Genomic DNA, 20,687 nt, shown 5'->3' on the forward strand with positions numbered 1-20,687 from the left:
GTGTTCAAGCTGAACCTGCCAAACACCTGCGCGAAATGCCACGCGAACACCAACCTCACCAGCGAATATCACATCAGCAACCAGAACGCCGCGGCGCAGTATCTGGACAGCATTCACGGGCGGGCGTTGCTGAAGATGGGGCTGGTGGTCGCGCCGTCGTGCAACGACTGCCACGGCGTGCATGACATCAAGCGCAGCATTGACCGAGACGCGCCGATTTACCGGACGAACATCGCCAAGACCTGCGGCAAGTGCCATCTCAAGATCGAGGAGACCTACGACCAGAGCATTCACGGCAAATTGCTGGCCACGGGGCACAAGGAGGCGCCGGTTTGCACGGATTGCCACACCGCGCATCAGGTCGAGACGCCGCTCGACGGGCACTTCAAGCAGGTCAGCGACCAGCGTTGCGGCAAGTGCCATCAGGAAAGCCTCAAACACTACCGCGACACGTATCATGGCAAGGCGATGGCGCTGGGCAAACCCAACCAGGCCGCCGACGTCGCGGCCTGCTACGACTGCCACGGGCACCACGACGTGCTGCCGCCGACCGATCCCAACTCGCGCCTCTCGGCGCAACATATCGTGGCCACGTGTCAGCAATGTCATCCGCAGGCGAACCCGGGCTTCGCCTCCTACCAGCCACACGCCAATCCGCTGGACAAACAGAAGTATCCCGCGCTCCACGTTGTGTTTGTGTTCATGACGAGCCTGCTGGTGTGCGTGTTTGTGTTCTTTGGGCTGCACACGCTCGCCTGGCTGGTGCGCGCGGCCTACCTCTACTGGCATGACTCGAAAAAGTTCCGCGAGGCCAAGTTCAAGGTGGAACAGGACGACGAATGGTTCACGCGCTTCGTGCCGTTTGAACGCTTCCTGCACTTTTTGGTGGTGACGAGCTTCTTGCTGCTGGTCATCACCGGCATGCCGCTCAAGTTCTATTACACGGACTGGGCGAAGACGATTTTCAGCGTGATTGGCGAGGCCGAGGCGGCGCGCACGCTGCACCGGTTTGGGGCGCTGGTCACCTTCCTTTACTTCGGCCTGCATGTGGGAAACCTCCTGCTCGGCTCGTGGCGCAATCGGGGCCATTTGCGCGACCCGCAAACGGGAAAGGTCAGCATCCGGCGCTTCTTCAAGGCGCTGTTCGGTCCTGATTCAATGGTGCCGACGTTGCAGGACTGGCGTGATTTTGTGGATCACAACAAGTGGTTCTTCGGCAAGGCCGGCAAACCGCAGTTCGACCGCTGGACATATTGGGAAAAGTTCGATTACTTCGCGGTATTCTGGGGCGTGGCCATCATTGGCGCGAGCGGGCTGATCATGTGGTTTCCGGAATTCTTCACCCGCTGGCTGCCCGGCTGGATCATCAACGTGGCGCTCATCATTCATTCCGACGAGGCGTTGCTGGCCGCCGGCTTCATCTTCACCATTCACTTCTTCAACACGCATTTCCGGCTGGAGAAGTTTCCGATGGACACCGTGATCTTCTCCGGGCGCATTTCGAAGACGGAAATGCTGCACGAACGCAAACGCTGGTATGACCGGCTCCTCGCGTCCGGCAGGCTGGACGAGCACCGCGTGCGGGACGAATGGGAACGCTGGAAGGGCATCGCCCGCTTCTTCGGCTACTTCTTCTTCGGGCTGGGCCTCGTGCTTCTGGTGCTGATTGTTTACGCGATGGTGTCACGCCTCGCGCACTGAGGCCGGCCTGCGTGCTCCGGGTTGTGTAGTCGGCCGGAACCCTGATCAACGGGTTGTTGCGCCCCGCTAGCGCAGGCTTGCCAGAATCTTCTCCGCGACGGCGCGGGGTTGGGCCGCGGCGGTGATGGGACGGCCAATCACCAGCCAGCTGGCGCCCGCGTCCATCGCTTCCCGCGGCGTCAGAGTGCGCTTTTGGTCATCGGCCTTTTCCGCGCCGGTGCGGATGCCGGGGGTGACAAGCTGCACGTGGCCCGGCAGCAATTGTCGCAGCTGCACGATTTCCAGAGGTGAACAAACCAGCCCGCGCAATCCGGCCTTCACAGCGAGCTTGGCCAGCCGTTCAACCTGGCGTCCCGGGTTGGGTTCACAACCAATCTCGGCCAGCGTGTTGGCATCCATGCTGGTCAGCACCGTCACGCACAAAATCAACGGCGGATTCAAACCGGCCTGCGCCGCGGTCTTTTGAGCGGACTCTTCCGCGGCCTGCATCATCTCCGTGCCGCCGCTCGCGTGGACGGTCAGCATTTGCACGTCCAGTCGCACGGCGGAAGCAACGGCCTTGGCCACCGTGTTCGGGATGTCGTGGAACTTCAAATCCAGAAAAACATTGGCCCCGGTGCCGCGGATGCGTCGCACCACTTCGGGCCCCGCGGCGGTGAACAGTTCCTTGCCGATTTTGAAGGCGCCCACGACGGGAGCCAGTTCATCGGCGAGGGTGATGGCCTGATCGATCGTGGGAACATCCAGCGCGACAATGATTGGATTCTGCATGGGCCAATTAAAACGGACGCTGGCCGGGCCAACAAGGTTCTTCCGCCGGCCGCTGGTCGGCGCGTTCAAATGGAGCCGTCAAAAGCGGGCAGGCCATCGATGCTCTTTTGATTCTTGCGGGCGCGGTAGGCCGCCAGCTTTTCCGGGCCCTGATTGGCGGTCCATTGATCGAGCGTGTTGCGGTGGCCTTGAAACGCAAAGAACGGCACCGAGTAACCGCAGGAATCCGACACGCGCGTCACCGTGATGTGGATGATGGCGCGGGTGCCATCGTGCGGGGGAAAGAGCTTGGCCAGTTCGATGAACCGGGCGTGGTTCGGCGTGATGACCGTGCCCTCGCCGTGCAGGCGGACGATCTTGGGCGGGCCCTCGAAGGCGCAGAACATGATGAGGATCCGGCCGTTCTCGCGCAGGTGCGCCGCGGTTTCAGCGCCGCTGCCCGTGTAATCCTGATATGCCACTTCCAGCGGGCCAAGGATGCGGAACGCCTCGCCGCCCTTGGGCGACGCGTTGATGTGTCCGTCCGGCGAAAGCGGCGCCGAGGCGACAAAGAAGACGCGCTGCCGTTGAATCCATTCCGCCAGTTCCGGGCCGATGTTCTCGCGCTGATGGCTCATGACGGGCGAAGCTTTTCAAAGGTCCGCCGTCACAACGGCAAGGGTGAAGCCATCGTGGCCCTTGCTGCCGACGGTCTGGACGGTTGTGGCGCTGACGCGCCGTTCTGCGGCGAGCAATTCATGAAGCCGGCGCACGGCGTGCACGCGGGAATCATCACTCGTTGGGTCAATCACCGCCCCGTTTCGCACGACGTTGTCGGCGATGATCATGGTTCCGCGGCGGGAGAGTTTGAGCGCCCATTCGAAATACGCCGGATAGTTTTCCTTGTCCGCGTCGATGAAAATAAAATCGAAGGGTTCCACCCGCTCCGCGGCGAGTTGCGGCAAAGTGTCCAGCGCCGCGCCGACCCGCACCTCCACCTGATGGGCGACGCCCGCCCGGGTCAGATTCGCTCGCGCCACTGCGGCGTGTTTGGGTTCGAACTCCAACGTGATGAGCCGCCCGTCGTCGGGCAGGGCACGGGCCAGCCAGGTGGTGCTGTAACCGCCCAGTGTTCCGATTTCGAGGATGTTTCGGGCGCCGTGGGCGAGGGCCAGCAGGTGCAGCAGCTTGCCCTGGCCGGGCGTGACGTTGATGTCCGGCAAACCGGCGTCGCGGCTGGACCGCAGGATCGCGTCCAGGGACGGGTCTGGCGGGACCAGCAGGCGGTTGATGTAGTCGTCAACGGCGGTCCATTGCTCCTGACTCATGGCGGAGCGGATTGTGAAGGCTGCCTCGTTCGAATCAAGGGCGCAGATGCGGGCGCGTGCTGGCGCGAAGGGGAGCCCTTTTCGCAGTTGCGGTGAAACCCTGCCTAATAGATCAACGGCAGCAGGCATTTGGTTCTTTGCTGGTATCGGCGATATGGCTCGCCGAAGGTCTCCACCAGCGCGTTTTCTTCGAGGCGGAGGCGCCACAAAATAATCGTCAGAACAGGCAGCAGAATGATCCGCAGCGCGGCCAGATTCGCCATGGTCAACGTGACGCCGAACGCAGCGCAAAGCAAAAGCCCGTTCCGCATGCTGGCACGTCAGGGTAACGGAATGTCGTCGATATGAAACGGCACGCGAGTCACCGCGCCCGGCGCGGCCACGTAAACATAAAGGCTCAGCCGGGCGGGCAGGGTGGGGGGCACAAAGCTGTAGGCCAGCAGGTCATTGACCGAACTGCTGTTCCCGGCCGGGATGAACAAGCCATCCGCCCCGCAGAAGCCAAAACCGGCCAGCCGTTTTTTCGGATCGCTCACTTTCAGCACCACGTAATTCTGGGGCGATTGCTCCGGATTGCCGAGCACGCCGGGAAAAAGCGCGCTTTCGTCGCGCTGCTTTTGAGCAGTCCAAATCTCCCTTGCACCGGTTTCGTCGGCCCGTTTCGTCGCCGCTTCAAAACTTTCCTTCGAGTGATAAATGAGGTGAACCCCGAGCCTCGCCAGGGCAGGGCTGTTGATTTTCGCTCCTGGATGCGCGCGGAATTTATCCACCACGACCACCCCGCCGTTGGCGATCGTGGGTGCGTATAGCTCCAGTTCGCCGCGTAGTTCCTTGATGACATGGGCGCTGCGGCGGGTGGCGCGCAACCTCACGCTGCCAAAGCGCGTCTGGCTGGGCCGCTCCTGATGCCAGCCGCGCAGCGGAATGAAACCCACGTTCCCGCCCGTGCTCCAATACTCGGACGCAGCCGGGTTGGAGGAACGGAGGTCCGTGCCGGCGTCATCCACGACCACCAGTGGCCGCACGCCCAGCACCGAGCTGTAATTGGTAAGCATGTCACCCGCGAACTTCAGGCTCACGTAACACCGGCCGTCGGCACCGCGGATTTCGCGAACGCTGACGGCCTCGGCGGTGATGGCCGGCGGCGGCGCGGTTTCGGCCGCGTTTGCCAAGACCGCACTGGTCAGAATCAACGCGGCGGGAAGAACCCGGTGCCATTCTGCGACCAGCCTCATCCTGCGAGCCAAGGCTTTAGGGCGGACTTGGTGGTCATGCATCGCTGATGTTTCAAGGATGTGGCAACCACGGGCAATTACAACTTCCCGGTGAGAAGAGAATGCCCGCCGGTTGGGCGGCAGGTTTGGCGAGGATCGCCGCGGGCAAAAGGCCAAAAAGTTCCGGTTGGAAATACCGGTGTGAGTGTGCCACAAGTAACCCCCTTCCGGTCCTGACCGGCCGGCATGGTCAAAGCATCACCGCGACACGTTTTATGAGCCACAAAATCGCCATCATCACCGGAGGTTCCCGCGGCATCGGCAAGGCCATCGCCTTGCGCCTGGCCAAAGCGGGCGTTGATTCCATCGTCACCTACAAGGCATCGCAGGCCGGGGCCGGCGAAGTCGTGAAACAAATCGAGGCGCTTGGCGCCCGCGCCGTCGCCGTGCCGCTTGATGTCGCCGCACGCGATTCCTACATGAATTTTGCCGCCGTGGCGAAAACCGCGCTCGCAGGGCTCGGGGCGACGAAATTCGATTTCCTCGTCAACAACGCCGGCATCGGCCTTTCACAGCCGTTTGCTGAAACCACCGAGGCGCAGTTCGACGAGATGATGCACGTCCATTTCCGGTCCGTCTTTTTTCTCTCCCAGACGTTGCTGCCGCTCATCGCCGACGGCGGGCAGATCGTCAACATCTCAACGGGCACCAGCCGGTTCGTGCTGCCGGGCTATTCCATTTACGCGTCGCTCAAGACCGCCGTGGAAGGATTGACCCGTTACATGGCCAAGGAACTCGGCCCGCGCAAAATCCGCGTGAACGTCGTTGCCCCGGGCGCGACGGAAACCGACTTTCGCGACGGATTCATCCGCAGCAATCCGCAGTTTAAAAAGATGATTGAAAGCAACATCGCGTTGGGCCGCGTGGGCCAGGCCGATGACATCGCGGGCGTGGTCAACGCGCTGCTGTCCGACGATGGCTACTGGATCAACGGCCAGCGCATCGAAGCTTCGGGCGGGCAGATGCTGTGACAGCCAGCCAAACCGTCCGATCAAAATCCGGTCAGCACGATTTTGCCGATTGCGGTGCCGCTTTCGATCAGCGCATGGGCTCGCTTCAGATTGGTCGCGTTGATGGGGCCCAGGTTCTGCCGCATCGTGGTGCGGATTTGGCCGGCGTCCGCCAGCTTGGCAACTTCATTCAGTAACTTGCCCTGTTCGTTCATGTCGGCCGTTTCAAATCGGGCGCGGGCGAACATGAATTCCCAGTGCAACGAAATGCACTTGGGTTTCAGCTTGTTGATGTCCACGGGGCGCGCGACATTTTCAATCAAGGCCATCGCGCTTTGCGGCGCCATCGCGGCGATGATCTCGTCGAAGTGCTCCTCGGTCTTGGTCAGGGCCAGCACGTAATTCACGCCGCCAGGCACGATGGTTTTCACCTGCGCCGCCAGCGGCTGGCGATGGTCGACCACGTGATGTGCCCCCATCTCGCGGCACCACGCCTGGGTTTCCGGGCGCGACGCGGAGGCGATGACGGTGAGCCCGGTCAACTGGCGCGCCAGTTGCGTGGCGATGGAACCCACGCCGCCCGCGCCGCCGATGACCAGCAACGAACCCGGGCTGGACGGGTTGCGCGGGATTTTCATCCGGTCGAACAGACATTCCCACGCGGTGATGGTGGTCAACGGGAGCGCCGCCGCCTCGGCAAAACTCAGGCTGGCCGGCTTGCGCCCGACGATGCGTTCGTCCACGCATTGCAGTTCCGCATAACAACCCGGACGTCCCACGTCGCCCGCGTAATAGACTTCATCACCCGGCTTGAACAACATCACTTTGCTCCCAACCGCCTTGACCACGCCCGCGGCATCCCAGCCAAGAATTTGCAATTGCCCATCCGGTCGGCCCGGCCCGCCGCCGGAACGAATTTTGGCATCCACGGGATTGACGGAAATTGCCTGGATTTCTACGAGCAGATCACGCGGTCCGGGTTGGGGCGTTTCCGCCGTCAAATCGAGGAAACTGTCGGGATCGGAGATGGGCAGGGATTTGTGAAAGCTGACGATTTTCATAATGGTTTGAGAATTTTAATTCAGGATTTGGGGGCGGGTGGCACGGCTGAAAACAGCGCAACCAGCCCCTCGGCCAGAGTCGGGTGCGTAAAAATCATGTCGCGCAACGTCGTGTAGGGAAGCCCGGAGAGCATCGCCACCTGGACGGCAGCCATGATTTCTCCGGCCTCGACTCCAAACGCGGTGAAACCGAGGATGCGATCAGACTTGGCGTCAATCAACCCCTTCATAAAACCGCGTGTTTCGGAAAGTGTGCGGGTTCGCAACGCAGCTGCCATCGGAATTTTCGTCAGACGATAGGGAATATTCTTTTGCCTGGCTTCCGTTTCACTGAGTCCGATGCGGGCGAGTTCGGGATCAGTAAACAAACAAAACGGCACCTGTCGTCTGGTGGTCGCCCGGTTGCCTCCCGCGAGATTGTCCCGCACGATGCGAAAATCGTCGAACGCGATATGCGTGAAATGCGGGCTGCCTGCACAATCACCCACGGCAAAAACATCCGGCGCCGTTGTTTCGAGTCGCTCATTGACTTTGATGTAGCCACGTTCGGTGAGTTCTACTCCGGCCAGTTCCAGACCAATGCCGTTGGTGTTTGGCGTCCGTCCGCCGGCCACCAGCAGATGCGAACCGACGAGAACCGTTTCGGTTCCCGCTTGAGTCAGATGAAGCTTCACTGTTTCACCGGATTTTCCCTCGACTTTGGTGACACGGGAGCTGGTGAGCACTTCAATGCCTTCGTCGCGGAACAACCCGTGAATGGCCTCGGTCACATCGTCATCTTCGCGATGGATCAACCTTGCGTTACGATCAATGACGGTCACCCGGCTGCCGAAGCGTCGCATGGCCTGCGCGAATTCGAGTCCGATGTAGCCGCCGCCCAAAACCAGCAGATGCTCCGGTATGTGGTCCAGCTCCAGCGCTTCAATGTGCGTGAGCGGACTGGCTTCAGCCAGACCCGGAATCGCGTCAATCGTCGCACGCGTGCCAACGCACAAAATAATCTTTTCACCCTGCAACCGGCGTTTCGTTCCGTCCGGCTGCGTCAGTTCGATGGTTTTGGGAGCGACGAAGCGCCCCGAACCCATGAGCAGTTCCGCGCCGCTGGATTTGTAATTGGCGAGGTGCACCTCAATGAGGCCGGCCACCATCTTGCGTTTGCGCTCCCGCACGACCGTCATGTCTATCTGGCAATTGTCCTTGCTGATGCCGAATTCACCGCTGCGGAAGAAATAGTTGGCGACCTTGGCGCTGTGGATGAGGTTTTTGCTGGGAAGACAGGCAATGTTGGGACACGAACCGCCGATGTATTTTCGCTCGATCACCGCCACGCGTTTGCCCCGTTTCGCGAGCGTCCAGGCGATGTATTTCCCGGCTTCACCGCTGCCGAGCACAAGGATGTCGTATGTATCTGTTTTCATGGAGGAGGGTGTGACGGGCTGCTCCGGTAGCTTAATGAAACGGGATTTCCCTTTCGTTGGCAAGCAGTGATGCGGCCCGCAACCCAACATTAGCAGCGCGCGAAAATTACCTTGAAGGAATTACGCCATTCAACCCAGCGCGGGACGGTCCAAGCCGGACGGGCGCGGACCGCACCCCTGGGCTGAAGGATGGAATCCAGTTGGGATGCGGAGCGCGGCGTTCACGCCGCTTCAATGCGCAATTTTTCCAGCGGTAAATTTTGCAAAGCCTTACAACTGTGGACGGTGAAGCGGCCTAAAGGCCGCGCTCCAGGAAAGCGCCGTAGGCGCGGCATAGTTGTTGAACACAATTCACAAAATGAAAAAGCCCCGTCAGGGGCGGCATAGTGGCCGTGCGCAAGCACTCCTGACGGAGCTGGAAATTCTGGGCGCGGGGTTTCTACAAAGATGGCGCGCCTACGGCGCTGCGAAATTTCCGCAAACCATTTTCCCGCAGCCCAACCGCAACGCGGTTGCAGCCTTCAGCCCAGTGTTGGACGACGTAGTCGGCCTAAGCTGGGTAGGATGGGGATAGGAGAACAACCCTGAAGGGGTTGCAGCCACGTCGCGAGATTTTTGATGCAACCCCTTCAGGGTTGAAAATGATTTGGGAACGTGAACCCAGGGTAGTCGCTTCGCTCCAACCCTGGGCTGAGGGATGGAATCCCGTTGGGATTCTCGGAGCGCGACTGTGTCCGCAGGACCAGTCGCAGCGCGTGAATGAGTGAAGGCGATGGGCAATTTTTAACGGCTCTTCTATGTGGATGTGCTGCGGCTGGTCTGCGACACAGCCGCGCTCCGGGAAAGCGCGGGAGGTGCGGCATCGTTGTAGAACGCCGATTCACCAAATGAAAAAGCCCCGTCAGGGGCGGCATGGTGGCCGTGCGCCAACACCTCCTGACGGAGCTGGAAATTCTGGGCGCGGGGTTTCTACAAAGATGTCGCGCCTACGGCGCTGCGGAATTGACCTGAAAGATTTGTTTGCGGTGATATTCCAAGAACGGACGATGATCTTCCGTCAAGCCGGTGATCTTTACTGACAAATTCAGGCCGACTTGCAACAGCCGATCCCTGTATGGCTCTGAAACCAGAATAGTGCCGTCGTCTGCGAACGAAATGTATCCGAGGTCAAACGTGCGGTGGTAGAGCAATGACAATGCTATCCCGTTGTCTGGGTTAATGCGGTCGAAGTCTGATGCAACTTGCCACGGCTTGATGTGGGCAGCCGTAACCAAAATATCTGCTCCGGTAGCTGCACAACGACCTTGCGCACGTTCGAGAACCAAACGGCGGAAACGGTGCTGACCGAGTCGAACAGAAATTTCCGAACGCTTGCTTGTAGCATCAAGACGAGCTTCCTGAATGACTCCCAGCAATGCACTATCGCTGCCTTTCTCAATGCTTTCTTGCAACTCCGCAATGATGTCGTCGTATTCCCCGACAAGATTGTTTATGTCGCGATGGTCAGACTCGGTTTTGGCAACAGACTTATACTCCAGCGTAGCTTCCTTTCGAGCTTGGACAGCCATCATCAAGGCACGAGCCTCACCAAACTTCCTGATGGAGAATCTTGCCGTTTTTGGTGTGCCGCCACTGGGTCTAGGACAAGTCATTTGCCAGTCGCGTGCAATCGTTCCGCTGGGCAAAGTGGTTTCGGAATAATTGACGCCGATGATTCCTGTCCGGTTGTTTTTCTGAAGACTCATCCGCAAAAGCGGGCGAGACGGACGCAGGTGCGGATTCTTTTCAAAAAAAGCATTCCGATACTCGCGTGCTTCTTGCAGCGAGACATCGGAATGTCGTCCTGAATCGGAAAAACTCTTGGTATGATAATCAGGCGTGTGTTCCGCGATGCGAAATTGCCACAAGTTTTCGCCGCGATACAAATACTGAATATCGAGTTGTTCCTTTTCCTCTGAGGTCATGAAAACAAGCGCGCCTGTCCATCACTTCTTCTTCCCATGCACCTTCGCCGCGACTTTCAGGCGCAGACCATTCAACCGGATGAAGCCGGTGGCGTCGTCCTGGTTGTAGGCCTTGGTCGGGTCGGCTTCCATCGTCGCGATGTGCGGGTTGTAGAGGCTGACCTTGGACTTGCGGCCGGCGACCATGATGTTGCCCTTGTAAAGCTTCACGCGCACCGTGCCGGTGACGTTCTTCTGCGATTCCTCGACGTAGGCCTGCAACGCCTCGCGTTCGGGCGCGAACCAGAAGCCGTTGTAAACGAGTTCGGCATACTTCGGGATGAGCGCGTCGCGCTGGTGCATGACTTCGCGGTCCATCGTGAGCGATTCCATCTGGCGATGCGCGAAATGCAGGATCGCGCCACCGGGCGTCTCATACACGCCGCGGCTCTTCATGCCGACGAAACGGTTTTCCACCATGTCCACGCGGCCGACGCCGTGTTTGCCGCCGAGCTTGTTCAACGCCTTCATCACGCCGAGCGGGTTGAGCTTCTTGCCGTTCACCGCAACGCAATCGCCCTTCACAAAATCGAGTTCGACGAATTCGGGCTTGTTCGGCGCGTCTTCGGGCAGGCAGGAGAGCGTGCAGAAGTAGCCGCGGTTCTTGAGGTCGTAGCTGTCATACCACGGGTCCTCGAGAATGCCTGCCTCGTATGAGATGTGCAGGAGGTTGCGGTCCATCGAATACGGCTTCTTGGCGCTGGCCTGCACGGGAATCTTGTGCTTGGCGCAGTAATCAATCATCTCCTGGCGGCCGGGAAATTCGTTGCGATAGCGTTCGTCGCGCCACGGCGCGATGACCTGCAAGTCGGGCGCGAGCGCGGCGGCGGTGAGTTCGAAGCGCACTTGATCATTGCCTTTGCCGGTGGCGCCATGGGCAATCGCGTCGGCTTTTTCCTTTTTCGCAATTTCCACCATGCGTTTGGCAATGAGCGGGCGGGCGATAGAGGTGCCGAGGAAGTATTGTCCCTCGTAAATTGCACCGGCGCGCATCATGGGGAAAATGAAGTCGCGCGCGAATTCTTCCTGCAAATCATCAATGTAAATTTTGGAAGCGCCGGTCTTGATGGCTTTCTTGTCGAGGCCCTTGAGTTCCTCTTCCTGGCCGATGTCGGCGCAGAAGCCGATCATCTCGGCGTTATACTTTTCCTTGATCCAGGACATGAGCACCGAGGTGTCGAGTCCGCCAGAATACGCTAAAACGATTTTCATGTGGCGGGGATTAAAGGCCCAAAGCCCCGCGTGGGCAAAGGGAAAATGGACGCCGCCGCCGCGGGTTTCCGCGGAGCCATTGCGGACGCTGGGGGCGTCGCCTGGCGCAGCCCGGGAATCGCGCGATTCCCTTTTGCGCCAGCTTCCGGCCCGGCGGGCTTCAGGGATTCAAGCGCACGCGGTAAAAGCGGTTTGTCGTTACCGGCGGATCGATGTCGATGAACTGCGTCACCGGTTCCCGTGCGGTCAGGTTGGTGAGGCTTTGCCAGTTCGGATGGGCGAGGTCGCCGGTGAATTCCACGGTGTAAGCGCGGTTCAACAACGTCGTCCAGCCAAGGGCCACACCGTTGGTCGTGGTGGAGCAGTTGAAGACGGCCGGTGCCGTGCCCGCGCCGGGGGCCAGACACACGCCGCGGAACAACTGGTTCGCTCCGGCGGTTGCCAGGGTTACCGCCGGCGAGGCCGGGCCATTGTCGGTGATGCTCACGAGGCGATTGTTGGCTGATTCGGCGGTGGTGGCGTAAAGGATCGGTTGCGCCCCGCTGAAGTCGGCGGTCAGTCCGCGCGCGCCGAAATTGGTAAGTGAGGCAAAGGCGTAGCTCAGTGCCCACGCGCCGCCCGTGTAATCCCAGCGCTGCACACCGCCGGTGCCGTTGAGGCTGTCATCGGCAATGTAGGCGGTGGTGCCGTCGGGCGTGAAGGCAAACGCATAGGGACTTGCTTTGGCGCCGCAGCTGATGAAGACCGCGGCGCTCGTCGGGGAGTGGGGCGTGCCGGAAATCTTCCAGATGCCGGGCGTTGATTTGGTGGTGCTGAAATAGAGATCGCCGCCCGAAACCTGGATGGTCGTGGAATTGGCGACCGTGCTTTGGACGGTGTTTGTGGGGCCGGCGCCGAAATAGAAGGTGCCGCTGTTGGCCCCCGCGCCCCAGTAGTTGCCGCGGCCGTCGGTTGCGCCGGCGCGCAGGTTGTTGCCGCCATATTGGTTGGTGGTGAGGGCGACGATGGAAAAGCTGCCCGCCGCATCCAGAATGCCCAGCGCGCGCGGCACGACATCGGCAGTGGCATTGCCCAGCGATGACGCGCTGTTGGTCAAGGCAATCTGGTAGCCGGCGAGCACCAACAACCGTCCGTCCGGCGAGCCGGACAACGCGCCTTCCGAGGAGGCGCTGCCGCTGATGATGAACGCGTTCGTGGCGTTGTCAGGAATGGCAACGCTGCCGGCGAGGACGCCATTGGTCTTGAACTGGTCGATGAAGACGGAGTTGCCGTGGCTGCTCAGACTCTCCGAGCCGTCGCCGACGCGGAGGACGGCCAGATTGCCGGCGGCAAACGCGGCGGCGCTGCCGGCTGCCGCGTAGCTGTTCTGGGTGACGAGCGCGCCCTGGGCGGTTTTCACCGTGAGCGGGGAGTTGCCCTGCGTGCTCAGAAATCCGCCGAATGGTCCCTGCACGAAGAGGTTTTGACCGGCATGCGGGCTGGCCGCACGCGCGCGAAACGCGTTCACGTTGGCGGCCAGATAGAGCGAGCGGCCGGCGGGGATGACGGTGCCCGGGCGCATCGTGAATTGCACGGCGCCGTAAAGCTGCCAGCCGGAGACGTCCATCGCATAGCTGTTCGTGTTTTTCAGTTCGACATACTGCTCGCTGAGATTGCCGCTGACGGGGTTGTAATCCCACGCATTGATGAGCACGACGGCGTTGGTGGGCTGCGCGGCGGGGATGAAATCACCGTTGAGCACGGCGTTGGAGCCGTAGAGAAAATTGCGCCGGCCGGGCAGGTATTCCGCGATGATGCGCTCCGCGTCATTCGGGAAAATGCTGTAAGTGGTGTTGCCCCATGTGGGGCCCCAGGCGTTGTGGTCCAGCGCCGCGTCCGACGGATTGATGCCGGGCGGATTCATGGCGTTTTCGTATTGGCGGATGAGCGGTTCAAGCACGAGCTGGTTCGTCGGCGTGCCGGGCGGCATGAGAATGGTGTCCATCAACGTGCGCAGCCGGCGCAGATACATCTGGCGGAACTCGCCGTTGGTGAAGACGAGGTCGAAGAGCCGGTTGGCCGGCCGCCCCTGCTGCGCGGGATTGTAAAAGTTCAGGACGTTGTTGGTGTAAAGCGTGTCCGTGAAATAGCCCTGGCTGTCCAGCCAGTTGCGTCCCCAGGTCAGGTCCACGTCCCACGGGGTGATGGCCCACTCGCCAGTGCCGTTGCTGTCGCGGTAGAGATAATAATTTTTATGGCCGAGATCCTGGCTGCTGACGATGGCCATGTCCGCGAAATAACTGATGGTCTGCGGCCAGTTGAGGTTGTCCCACGCGTAAAGCACCCGGTTCGTGAGCGGCAGTGATTCGTTCAGGCTGTTGATGAGGGTGCCGAGATCGCTGGTGTCCTCCCATTCGCGGGTTTTCTTCTCGTTGCCGGCGGCGCTGGTCATGGCGTTATACATCTTGTAAAGCGCCCCGTTGCCGTCCAGGCCGATCCGGTCGAGCCACAGATCGTCGCCGTGCTCCACCAGGTCTTCAATGCCCCAGAACGCGCCGTTCATTTGCACGCGGACCGGGAACGAGAACAGGCCAGCGCCGCCGGACAGCGCACATGTCGCGTAGGTGAGGGTGGTGTGCATCCGCGACTTGTCGCCGTAATTGCTCAGCAAGATGACCTTTTTCTCGCGGGCGCCGTCGGGCCGGTAGAGAAACTGGTGGTCCTTCGGAAAATCGAGGTTGTGGCTCTTCTTGGGCCAGCCGACGGAGGACTGACCGTGAACGTAGATGGTGAGGTTGTCGTAAAGCTCGTTCAGGTAAAACAGCGAAGCCGACGTGCCGGTGCGGTTGTCCGCGGCGGCCGGGTTCTGAACGAACAGGTGCGCCACGGGCAGTTGCGACTGGATGGACGGATCCGCCACGACGGTGCCGAGATACTGCTGTGACTCGTTGGTGTTGGCGAAAAACGGCCAGCGCGAAACGTTGTTGGAAACATCCGTGGCGGTGACGTAGTAGCGCAGCATTTGTCCCGCCGCGGCCGCGCCGCCCGGAATGGTTGCGGTCCAGGTGCCGTTGGTATCGGCGGCCGCCATGCCCAGGTTCGTTTCGGGATTGAACATCACGCGGTAGTGCAACGTCACGTTGGCGATTGGGTTGAAGCCGGGCGTGACGATTGCCGTCACGGTCACCGGCGCGCCGGCATCGGGGACGTTGGGCGCATGCGCGGCCCCCGACATGACGGGGCCGTAATCACTGGGGCTTGTGCCGTTGGGCTGGCCGGGCGTGGGCCCGCTGAAAAACCGTTCGCCGTCCGCCGTGTCCACAATGGATTGCCCGACGAGCTGGGCCTGCATGAGGAAGTCCGTGTTGGTGGCGCTGATGTTCAACGCCTGAATGGCCAGCACGTTGGTTCCGGGCTGGAGCCACGCGCGGGCGGCGCTGACATCGAAGTCCGCCCATTGCACCGCGTCCGGGTCCAGATGCCGCCGGGTTGCGGTGGCATTCCAGGCGGGTGAAGCCGGGGCATTCGAGGCGGCGACAAGGTGGCCGTTCAGGTAAGCCACAAAACCATCGTCATAGCGGATGAGCAGGTGGAGGCTGTCCGGCACGGATGAGGTTTCCACGTTGAACGGCAGGCGCACCCACGCGGTGGTGTTGCGGTCGAACATTTGCTGGCGCACATCCGTGGCGATGTAGTTGGTGAAATTGACCTGCAGTGCGGCGTTGCCGACCAGGGAGGCGATCTCGTTGGTGGCCAGGGCGCGCTCCCACACGGCCACTTCGTCGATCATGCCGGTGAAATAGTTGCCGCTCGGATCGAAGATGCCGCCGCCGCCGACGTTGAAGTTGTATTCCGACTCGCCAAAGTTCTGCGCGGTGATGGCGGCATTGGTCTTCACCGGGACGCCGTCGAAATACAGCGTCAACCGGCCGCTGCCGCCCACGGCCATGATCTGATGCCAGGTGTTGTTGGCGAACGGATACGTGGCGGAAACCGAACCGGCCGGCGTCCAGATTTGAATGCTGCTGGAGGAGTTGAAGCCGAATTCCATCGTGTCATTCTGACCGAACAAACCCGTGCGGCCGGCGGGCGTGGTCGTGGGAAAAATCCAGCCGGCGATGGTGAATTCGGGCAGGTCGTTCACGAGTTCATACGGGCCGCCAACGTAGGCGTTGGAGCCGTTGAAATACGGCGCGTAGTTGTTGTCTTCAAAGCCGGGAAAGGCGGGCGGCCGCGGCCCGGCCTCGCCCAGCAACAGACCGCCCTCGTAGCCAGCAATGTCCTGCACGCCCTCGGTGCCGCTGTTGCTGGCGACATCACCGGTCAGCTCATTGAACCGCCAGTAGGCCACCGGTTCGGTGGCCTGCACCTTGGCGGCATACGACTCCTCCTGCGGATCGGCGACGCCGGTTTCGTAGCCGATGCCGTTGGTTCCGCTGGACCAGGTCGAATCATCAAAACCGGGCTGTTGCCAAGCTCCTTCCGCCGCCGCATTCGTGGGAATCAGAAAGCGCATTGGTGCATTGCTGCTCACCCAGGTCTGGTTCGTGACGCGCATCCCGATGCCGTAGGAAACGTCGGGAAACTGGGACGGAAACTGCGGCGCGAACTCGGAGGCGGTCGTGCCGGAGGGCGTGAACAGGCCGAGGTATTCACCATCGGCGCCGAGTTTGAAATTCGTGTGCAGCGGCGCGCCCGCCACCGCGCGGTCCTTGCCCGAGGCGAAGACCACCAGAAAGCTGTTTGCCGGCAGGTTGGTCGCGGGGAAACGCCATTTGCCGGGATTCCCGGCGCTGTCCGAGAGCGCCCAGTTCAACAGATTGACCGGCGCATTCGAGGCGTTCTGAATTTCGATCCAGTCCGAGTCATCCCCGTTCTCATCGGCCAGCGTCCGCGTGTTGCTGGCCATGATTTCACTGATGCGAACCTGGGCCGAACCCACCAGACAGACAGAGCACAACGCAAACAGCGCCAGCGGAATCGGTCTCGGGAGATGCATAATCACGCCGATTATGGCTTCGGCTGCTCCCTTGGGCAACGCATGACAGCAATTTAGCCGCTACGCAATTTGGGGGAGCGAACCCGGGGCGAGCCCGTGGAGTGGACGGCCCGGGCGTTGGGCTGCGCAACCGAGCCGGACGCTTTTCTCAGGGCACGGTCAACTTGAACACCTGGTCGTCAAAGCACAGGACGTAAAGTTCGCCGTCCGCGTCCTCCGCGAAGCTCGCCACATTCTTGGGTTGGGAGAGGAGCACGCCGTGTTCGGTGACCTTCCCGTCCTGGTAGCGCAGGCCCCAAATCGTGCCCATGGCAAAATCCGCATACACATAAACGCCCTGCAGGGCCGGGTATTGCCTGCCCCGATAGACGTAACCGCCGGTGATGCTCAAGCCGGGGCCGTGATCAGGAAAACGCGATTGGGCGAGCCGGTCGGGCCGGTGGGGATATTCGATGACCGGGTCAAGATAGCGCGCCTGGTCCGGGCCGGGCTTGAAGTGATGAAAGCCCTCGCGCACGCACCAGCCGTAATTGCCGCCCTTCACGATGATGTCCACTTCCTCCCATTCATCCTGGCCGACGTCGCCGGCCCACAGCATCCCGGTTTCGCGATCCCAACTGTAACGCCACGGATTACGCAGGCCGTAGGCCCAGATTTCCTTGCGCACGCCGTAACGGTCCGATTCGCCCACAAACGGATTGTCCTGCGGAATCCCGTATTCGAGGTCCTGACGTCGGCGGCCGTCGCCGTCCGTCGAGCGCGTGTTGACGTCGATGCGGAGAATTTTTCCGAGCAGCGAGGCGGTGTTCTGGGCGTTGTTGTGCGGATCATTGCCCGCGCCGCCGTCGCCCAGGGCGATGTAGAGATAACCGTCCGGGCCGAAACTGATCAGGCCGCCGTTGTGATTGCCGTAAGGTTCCGGCACCTGCAGCAAGATGCGCTCGGAACCGAGGTCGGCCTTGTCCGGATCGTTCGCAGCCACCTTGAACTCACTGATGACGGCGCGGCGCGGATTGTGCTGGCTGTAGTAAATGTAGAAGCGGCCGTTGGTCTTGAACTGCGGGTGAAACGCAAGACTGAGCAGGCCTTCCTCATTGTCGCCATGCGGCTTCCGGTTTTCAATGTTCAGGAACTCCTTCGCGTCCGCCCCGTCGCTGCCCTTGTGCACGATGTGAATGCGGCCATCCTGTTCGACGACGAAGCAGCGGCCGGAACCGTCGGGGGCCTCGGTCATCCACACCGGGCGATACAGTTTGAGGGAGGGGAAAACCCGTTCGAGCGCCACCTTGGGCAGGGCGGCGCGCGCGAGCGGCGCCGCGGCCACGATGGTGACCAGAACCAATCCGCTGCCGAGCCGACGAATGATGTTCAACATACGCGGAGCTTACGGACGCCGGTCGGGGCGCACAAATTCAATTGCTTCCGCGCGTCCGGGCCATCCCGGGCTGCCGTTGCCGGCTCACCGGGGCTGCCGCATCAGCAGGAAGTTTTTCAACGCCGGCAGGTCGTCGGCATTCAGCAAATCCACGCCGGCCGAATACTGCTCCTGCCAAATCGGCTCGCGGTTCGGGGCGCCCCAAAAGCGAATCAACTGGCCGGATTTATGGGCCGCCTGCACAAAGCCGCGCAGCTTGCGGCGCTCCACGTCAGGCATGGGGCCATTGGCGCGCCATTGGAAATGGCTGTTCCAGTCTTCACTGATCCAAGGCACGAGGCTTGTCGGAGTATGGTGCTCCGCATCGGCCAGAAACCCGTCACAAGCGGCGTAGCGAACTTTCGCCGCCGCCAGCGCCGCTCGCGGGCGGTTGCCGCTAATGACCACCGTGACGGCGTTCGTATAAACGTTCGTGCCCACAAACCGGGTGAGCATGTTGGTGTAGTTGCTCAGCACTTCGCGCAGCGCGGCGTAGGTGCGGTTGGCATCCGATTTGATGTCAATCAACAGCCAGAACGATGGACCGTGCGCATAAACCCGTCCGCCGTTTTGCTTCACGCGCACCGCCAGTGGATCAAGGTAAAGCTTTTGCAATGTCCGTTCACGATTGAAAAGGACCGGCAGGTGATTCACCAGCAACTGCCCATCCACCAGAAAAATGTCCGCCTCCACGCTGTTGAAACCGCAGTCCAACGCGTCGAGCAGGGGACGCTTCTGCTCATAGTCATTATGCGAGTGAGCCTGCGTGAGGACTTTGGGAGGATCCACCGTCGCGCTGGCCAGACTTGGAGCGACCCATGCAAGAGCCACCGCGGCAGCCAGAAGAACGGATTTCATGGGGCCCAGCTTAACAGGAATGTTGAACAGGCCAAGTTCATCTCACCGCGTTTCGCATGGAGCCGCGCGCGGCCAGTCAAATCGCCGCCACGGTTCGGCCGGGCCGCGCCTCAAATCAGGTGGCAGAACATCGCGTCCCGGAGCTTCGGCTCGAACCACGTGCTCTTCGGCGGCATGATCCCGCCGGCGTCGGCGATGGCCATCAGGTCTTCGATGCTCGTCGGGAACAGGCTGAATGCGCAGGCATATTCGCCGCTGTTCACCAGCTTCTCCAGTTCCGCCGTGCCACGGATGCCACCCACGAAGTTGATGCGCTTGCTCGTGCGCGGATTATCAATGCCGAACAGCGGCGCGAGCACGTGCCTTTGCAGCAACGTTACGTCGAGGCCTTCGATGGGATCGTTCGTGGCCGTGAGTTGCGGTCGGAACTTGAGCCCAAGCCACTGGCCGCCGAGGAACAGGCTGAGGTCATGCTTGGCCGCGGGTTTCGGATTGCCCCCGCTGGTGATCGTGAACACGGCTTCCAGCTTGGCCAGCAACTGGCTTGGGCTGAGACCGTTCAAATCCTTCAACACGCGGTTGTAGGGCAGGATCTGCATCTGGTTGTGCGGGAAAATCACCGTGAGGAACGTGCCGCTGTGGCCCGCGCCTTTGCGCGCCTGGAACACGCGTCCGGCCGCCGCGCTGCGGTGATGACCATCGGCGATGTAGAGATGCGGAATCTTCGCAAACTCCGCTTCAATCGTCTTGAGGCTCGCGGCGTCGGTTACGGCCCACGACGTGTGGCGCACGCCGTCCTTGCCGGTGAAATCCACGGCCGGCGTCCCGGTGATCTTTTGCGCGATGAGTTCGTCCAGCGCGGGCACGGCGCGGTAAGTCAGGAACACCGGGCCGGTTTGCGCGTTCAACGTTTCGATGTGACGGACGCGGTCGTCCTCCTTGTCCACGCGGGTCAGTTCGTGCTTCTTGATGACGCCGCGCAGGTATTCGTCGCAACTGGCCGCGGCGACGAGGCCGACCTGGCTGTGTTGGCCCATGATCTGGCGGTAGAGGTAAAAGCTCGGTTGCGGGTCCTGATACAGCGCGCCGTCGGCGATGAGCTGCTGGAAATTCTCCTGCCCCTTGGCGTAAACCTCCGGTGCATACAGGTCGGTGCCGGGCGGCAGGTCAATTTCCGGTTTGCTGACGTGCAGGAAGCTGAGCGGGTTGCCCGCGGCCATCTGACGGGCCTCCTCGGAGGACATGACGTCGTAGGGCAGCTCGCAGATGCGGCTGGCCAGTTCGGGCTTGGGACGCAGGGCAGCAAAGGGCTTAACGGTTGCCATAAGGGCGCGGAAGATAGGCGGGTGGGGGTCGCAAATCACGCAGTTTTTGCCCGAATTAAGTCTTGCCACGACCCTTTTCATTGCTACTTTCTGCGCTCCTTTAATTTTGGAATTTTATGGCACGCATTTGCAAAGTCACCGGCAAACGCCCGATGAAGGGCAGCATCATCTGGCGTTCGGGTAAGGCGAAGAAGCTGGGCGGTATCGGCACGCACGTGACCGCGATCACCAAGCGCAAGTTCTACCCGAACCTCCAGCGCGTGAAGGCATTGCTGCCCAGCGGCGAAGTCCGCTACATCCGCGTGGCGGCCAGCGCGCTCAAAAAGGGCCTCGTCGTGAAGGCGCCCAAGCGCAACTGGAAGAAGGTTGAGGCGAAGAAGGCGTAACGGTCTTACCAGACACTTTTGAAAGCGAG

16 protein-coding genes are annotated in these 20,687 nt (G+C 61.1%); 3 read left to right on the forward strand and 13 right to left on the reverse strand.

Features of this window, described 5'->3' with window-relative positions; all coding sequences use genetic code 11:
• Positions 1-1,701 (forward strand): hypothetical protein (locus tag VFV96_16605; GenBank protein ID HEU5072026.1); only part of this gene is annotated, 1,701 nt, incomplete at its 5' end.
• Between the two features lie 66 nt (positions 1,702-1,767).
• On the opposite strand, the gene pyrF is transcribed toward VFV96_16605, so the two are convergent.
• From pyrF to VFV96_16630, 5 genes are all read right to left on the reverse strand, one after another.
• Entirely contained in the window at positions 1,768-2,472 is a 705-nt protein-coding gene (gene pyrF / locus VFV96_16610) for an orotidine-5'-phosphate decarboxylase (GenBank protein HEU5072027.1), read from the reverse strand.
• 65 nt (positions 2,473-2,537) lie between these two features.
• Positions 2,538-3,089, reverse strand: coding sequence for a pyridoxamine 5'-phosphate oxidase family protein (locus VFV96_16615; GenBank protein ID HEU5072028.1), 552 nt, complete (start codon positions 3,087-3,089; stop codon positions 2,538-2,540).
• Between the two features lie 15 nt (positions 3,090-3,104).
• Complete coding sequence (locus VFV96_16620) at positions 3,105-3,779, reverse strand: O-methyltransferase (GenBank protein HEU5072029.1); 675 nt, start codon at positions 3,777-3,779, stop codon at positions 3,105-3,107.
• A gap of 104 nt (positions 3,780-3,883) precedes the next feature.
• Complete coding sequence (locus VFV96_16625) at positions 3,884-4,042, reverse strand: hypothetical protein (GenBank protein HEU5072030.1); 159 nt, start codon at positions 4,040-4,042, stop codon at positions 3,884-3,886.
• A gap of 57 nt (positions 4,043-4,099) precedes the next feature.
• Entirely contained in the window at positions 4,100-5,014 is a 915-nt protein-coding gene (locus VFV96_16630; protein HEU5072031.1) for a hypothetical protein, read from the reverse strand.
• A gap of 254 nt (positions 5,015-5,268) precedes the next feature.
• Here VFV96_16630 and VFV96_16635 point away from each other — a divergent pair, with 254 nt between their 5' ends.
• Positions 5,269-6,024 (forward strand): SDR family oxidoreductase, encoded by a 756-nt coding sequence (locus VFV96_16635; protein ID HEU5072032.1) that lies wholly within the window; start codon positions 5,269-5,271, stop codon positions 6,022-6,024.
• A 20-nt stretch (positions 6,025-6,044) separates the two neighbouring features.
• Here VFV96_16635 and VFV96_16640 read toward each other — a convergent pair whose 3' ends face one another.
• From VFV96_16640 to VFV96_16675, 8 genes are all read right to left on the reverse strand, one after another.
• Positions 6,045-7,064 carry a zinc-binding alcohol dehydrogenase family protein gene (locus VFV96_16640; GenBank protein HEU5072033.1) on the reverse strand — a complete coding sequence of 340 codons (1,020 nt, stop codon included), beginning with the start codon at positions 7,062-7,064 and terminating at the stop codon, positions 6,045-6,047.
• Between the two features lie 20 nt (positions 7,065-7,084).
• Positions 7,085-8,482 (reverse strand): FAD-dependent oxidoreductase, encoded by a 1,398-nt coding sequence (locus VFV96_16645; protein ID HEU5072034.1) that lies wholly within the window; start codon positions 8,480-8,482, stop codon positions 7,085-7,087.
• A gap of 986 nt (positions 8,483-9,468) precedes the next feature.
• Positions 9,469-10,446: an HNH endonuclease gene (locus VFV96_16650; protein HEU5072035.1), complete on the reverse strand. Its 978-nt coding sequence runs from the start codon at positions 10,444-10,446 to the stop codon at positions 9,469-9,471.
• A 21-nt stretch (positions 10,447-10,467) separates the two neighbouring features.
• Positions 10,468-11,697, reverse strand: a complete 1,230-nt coding sequence (locus tag VFV96_16655; GenBank protein HEU5072036.1) for an argininosuccinate synthase — start codon at positions 11,695-11,697, stop codon at positions 10,468-10,470.
• 160 nt (positions 11,698-11,857) lie between these two features.
• Complete coding sequence (locus tag VFV96_16660) at positions 11,858-16,675, reverse strand: CotH kinase family protein (protein HEU5072037.1); 4,818 nt, start codon at positions 16,673-16,675, stop codon at positions 11,858-11,860.
• Positions 16,676-16,823: 148 nt separating this feature from the next.
• Positions 16,824-18,050, reverse strand: coding sequence for a PQQ-dependent sugar dehydrogenase (locus tag VFV96_16665; GenBank protein HEU5072038.1), 1,227 nt, complete (start codon positions 18,048-18,050; stop codon positions 16,824-16,826).
• Positions 18,051-18,134: 84 nt separating this feature from the next.
• Positions 18,135-18,947: a phosphatidylinositol-specific phospholipase C/glycerophosphodiester phosphodiesterase family protein gene (locus VFV96_16670; GenBank protein HEU5072039.1), complete on the reverse strand. Its 813-nt coding sequence runs from the start codon at positions 18,945-18,947 to the stop codon at positions 18,135-18,137.
• A 110-nt stretch (positions 18,948-19,057) separates the two neighbouring features.
• Positions 19,058-20,272 carry a DUF1015 family protein gene (locus VFV96_16675; GenBank protein HEU5072040.1) on the reverse strand — a complete coding sequence of 405 codons (1,215 nt, stop codon included), beginning with the start codon at positions 20,270-20,272 and terminating at the stop codon, positions 19,058-19,060.
• Positions 20,273-20,388: 116 nt separating this feature from the next.
• Between VFV96_16675 and rpmB the strand changes: the two genes are divergently transcribed.
• Positions 20,389-20,658, forward strand: coding sequence for a 50S ribosomal protein L28 (rpmB, locus tag VFV96_16680; GenBank protein ID HEU5072041.1), 270 nt, complete (start codon positions 20,389-20,391; stop codon positions 20,656-20,658).
• The last annotated feature ends 29 nt before the right edge of the window (positions 20,659-20,687 follow it).

This window comes from Verrucomicrobiia bacterium (assembly GCA_035765895.1).
Classification (GTDB): Bacteria; Verrucomicrobiota; Verrucomicrobiia; order Limisphaerales; family DSYF01; genus DSYF01.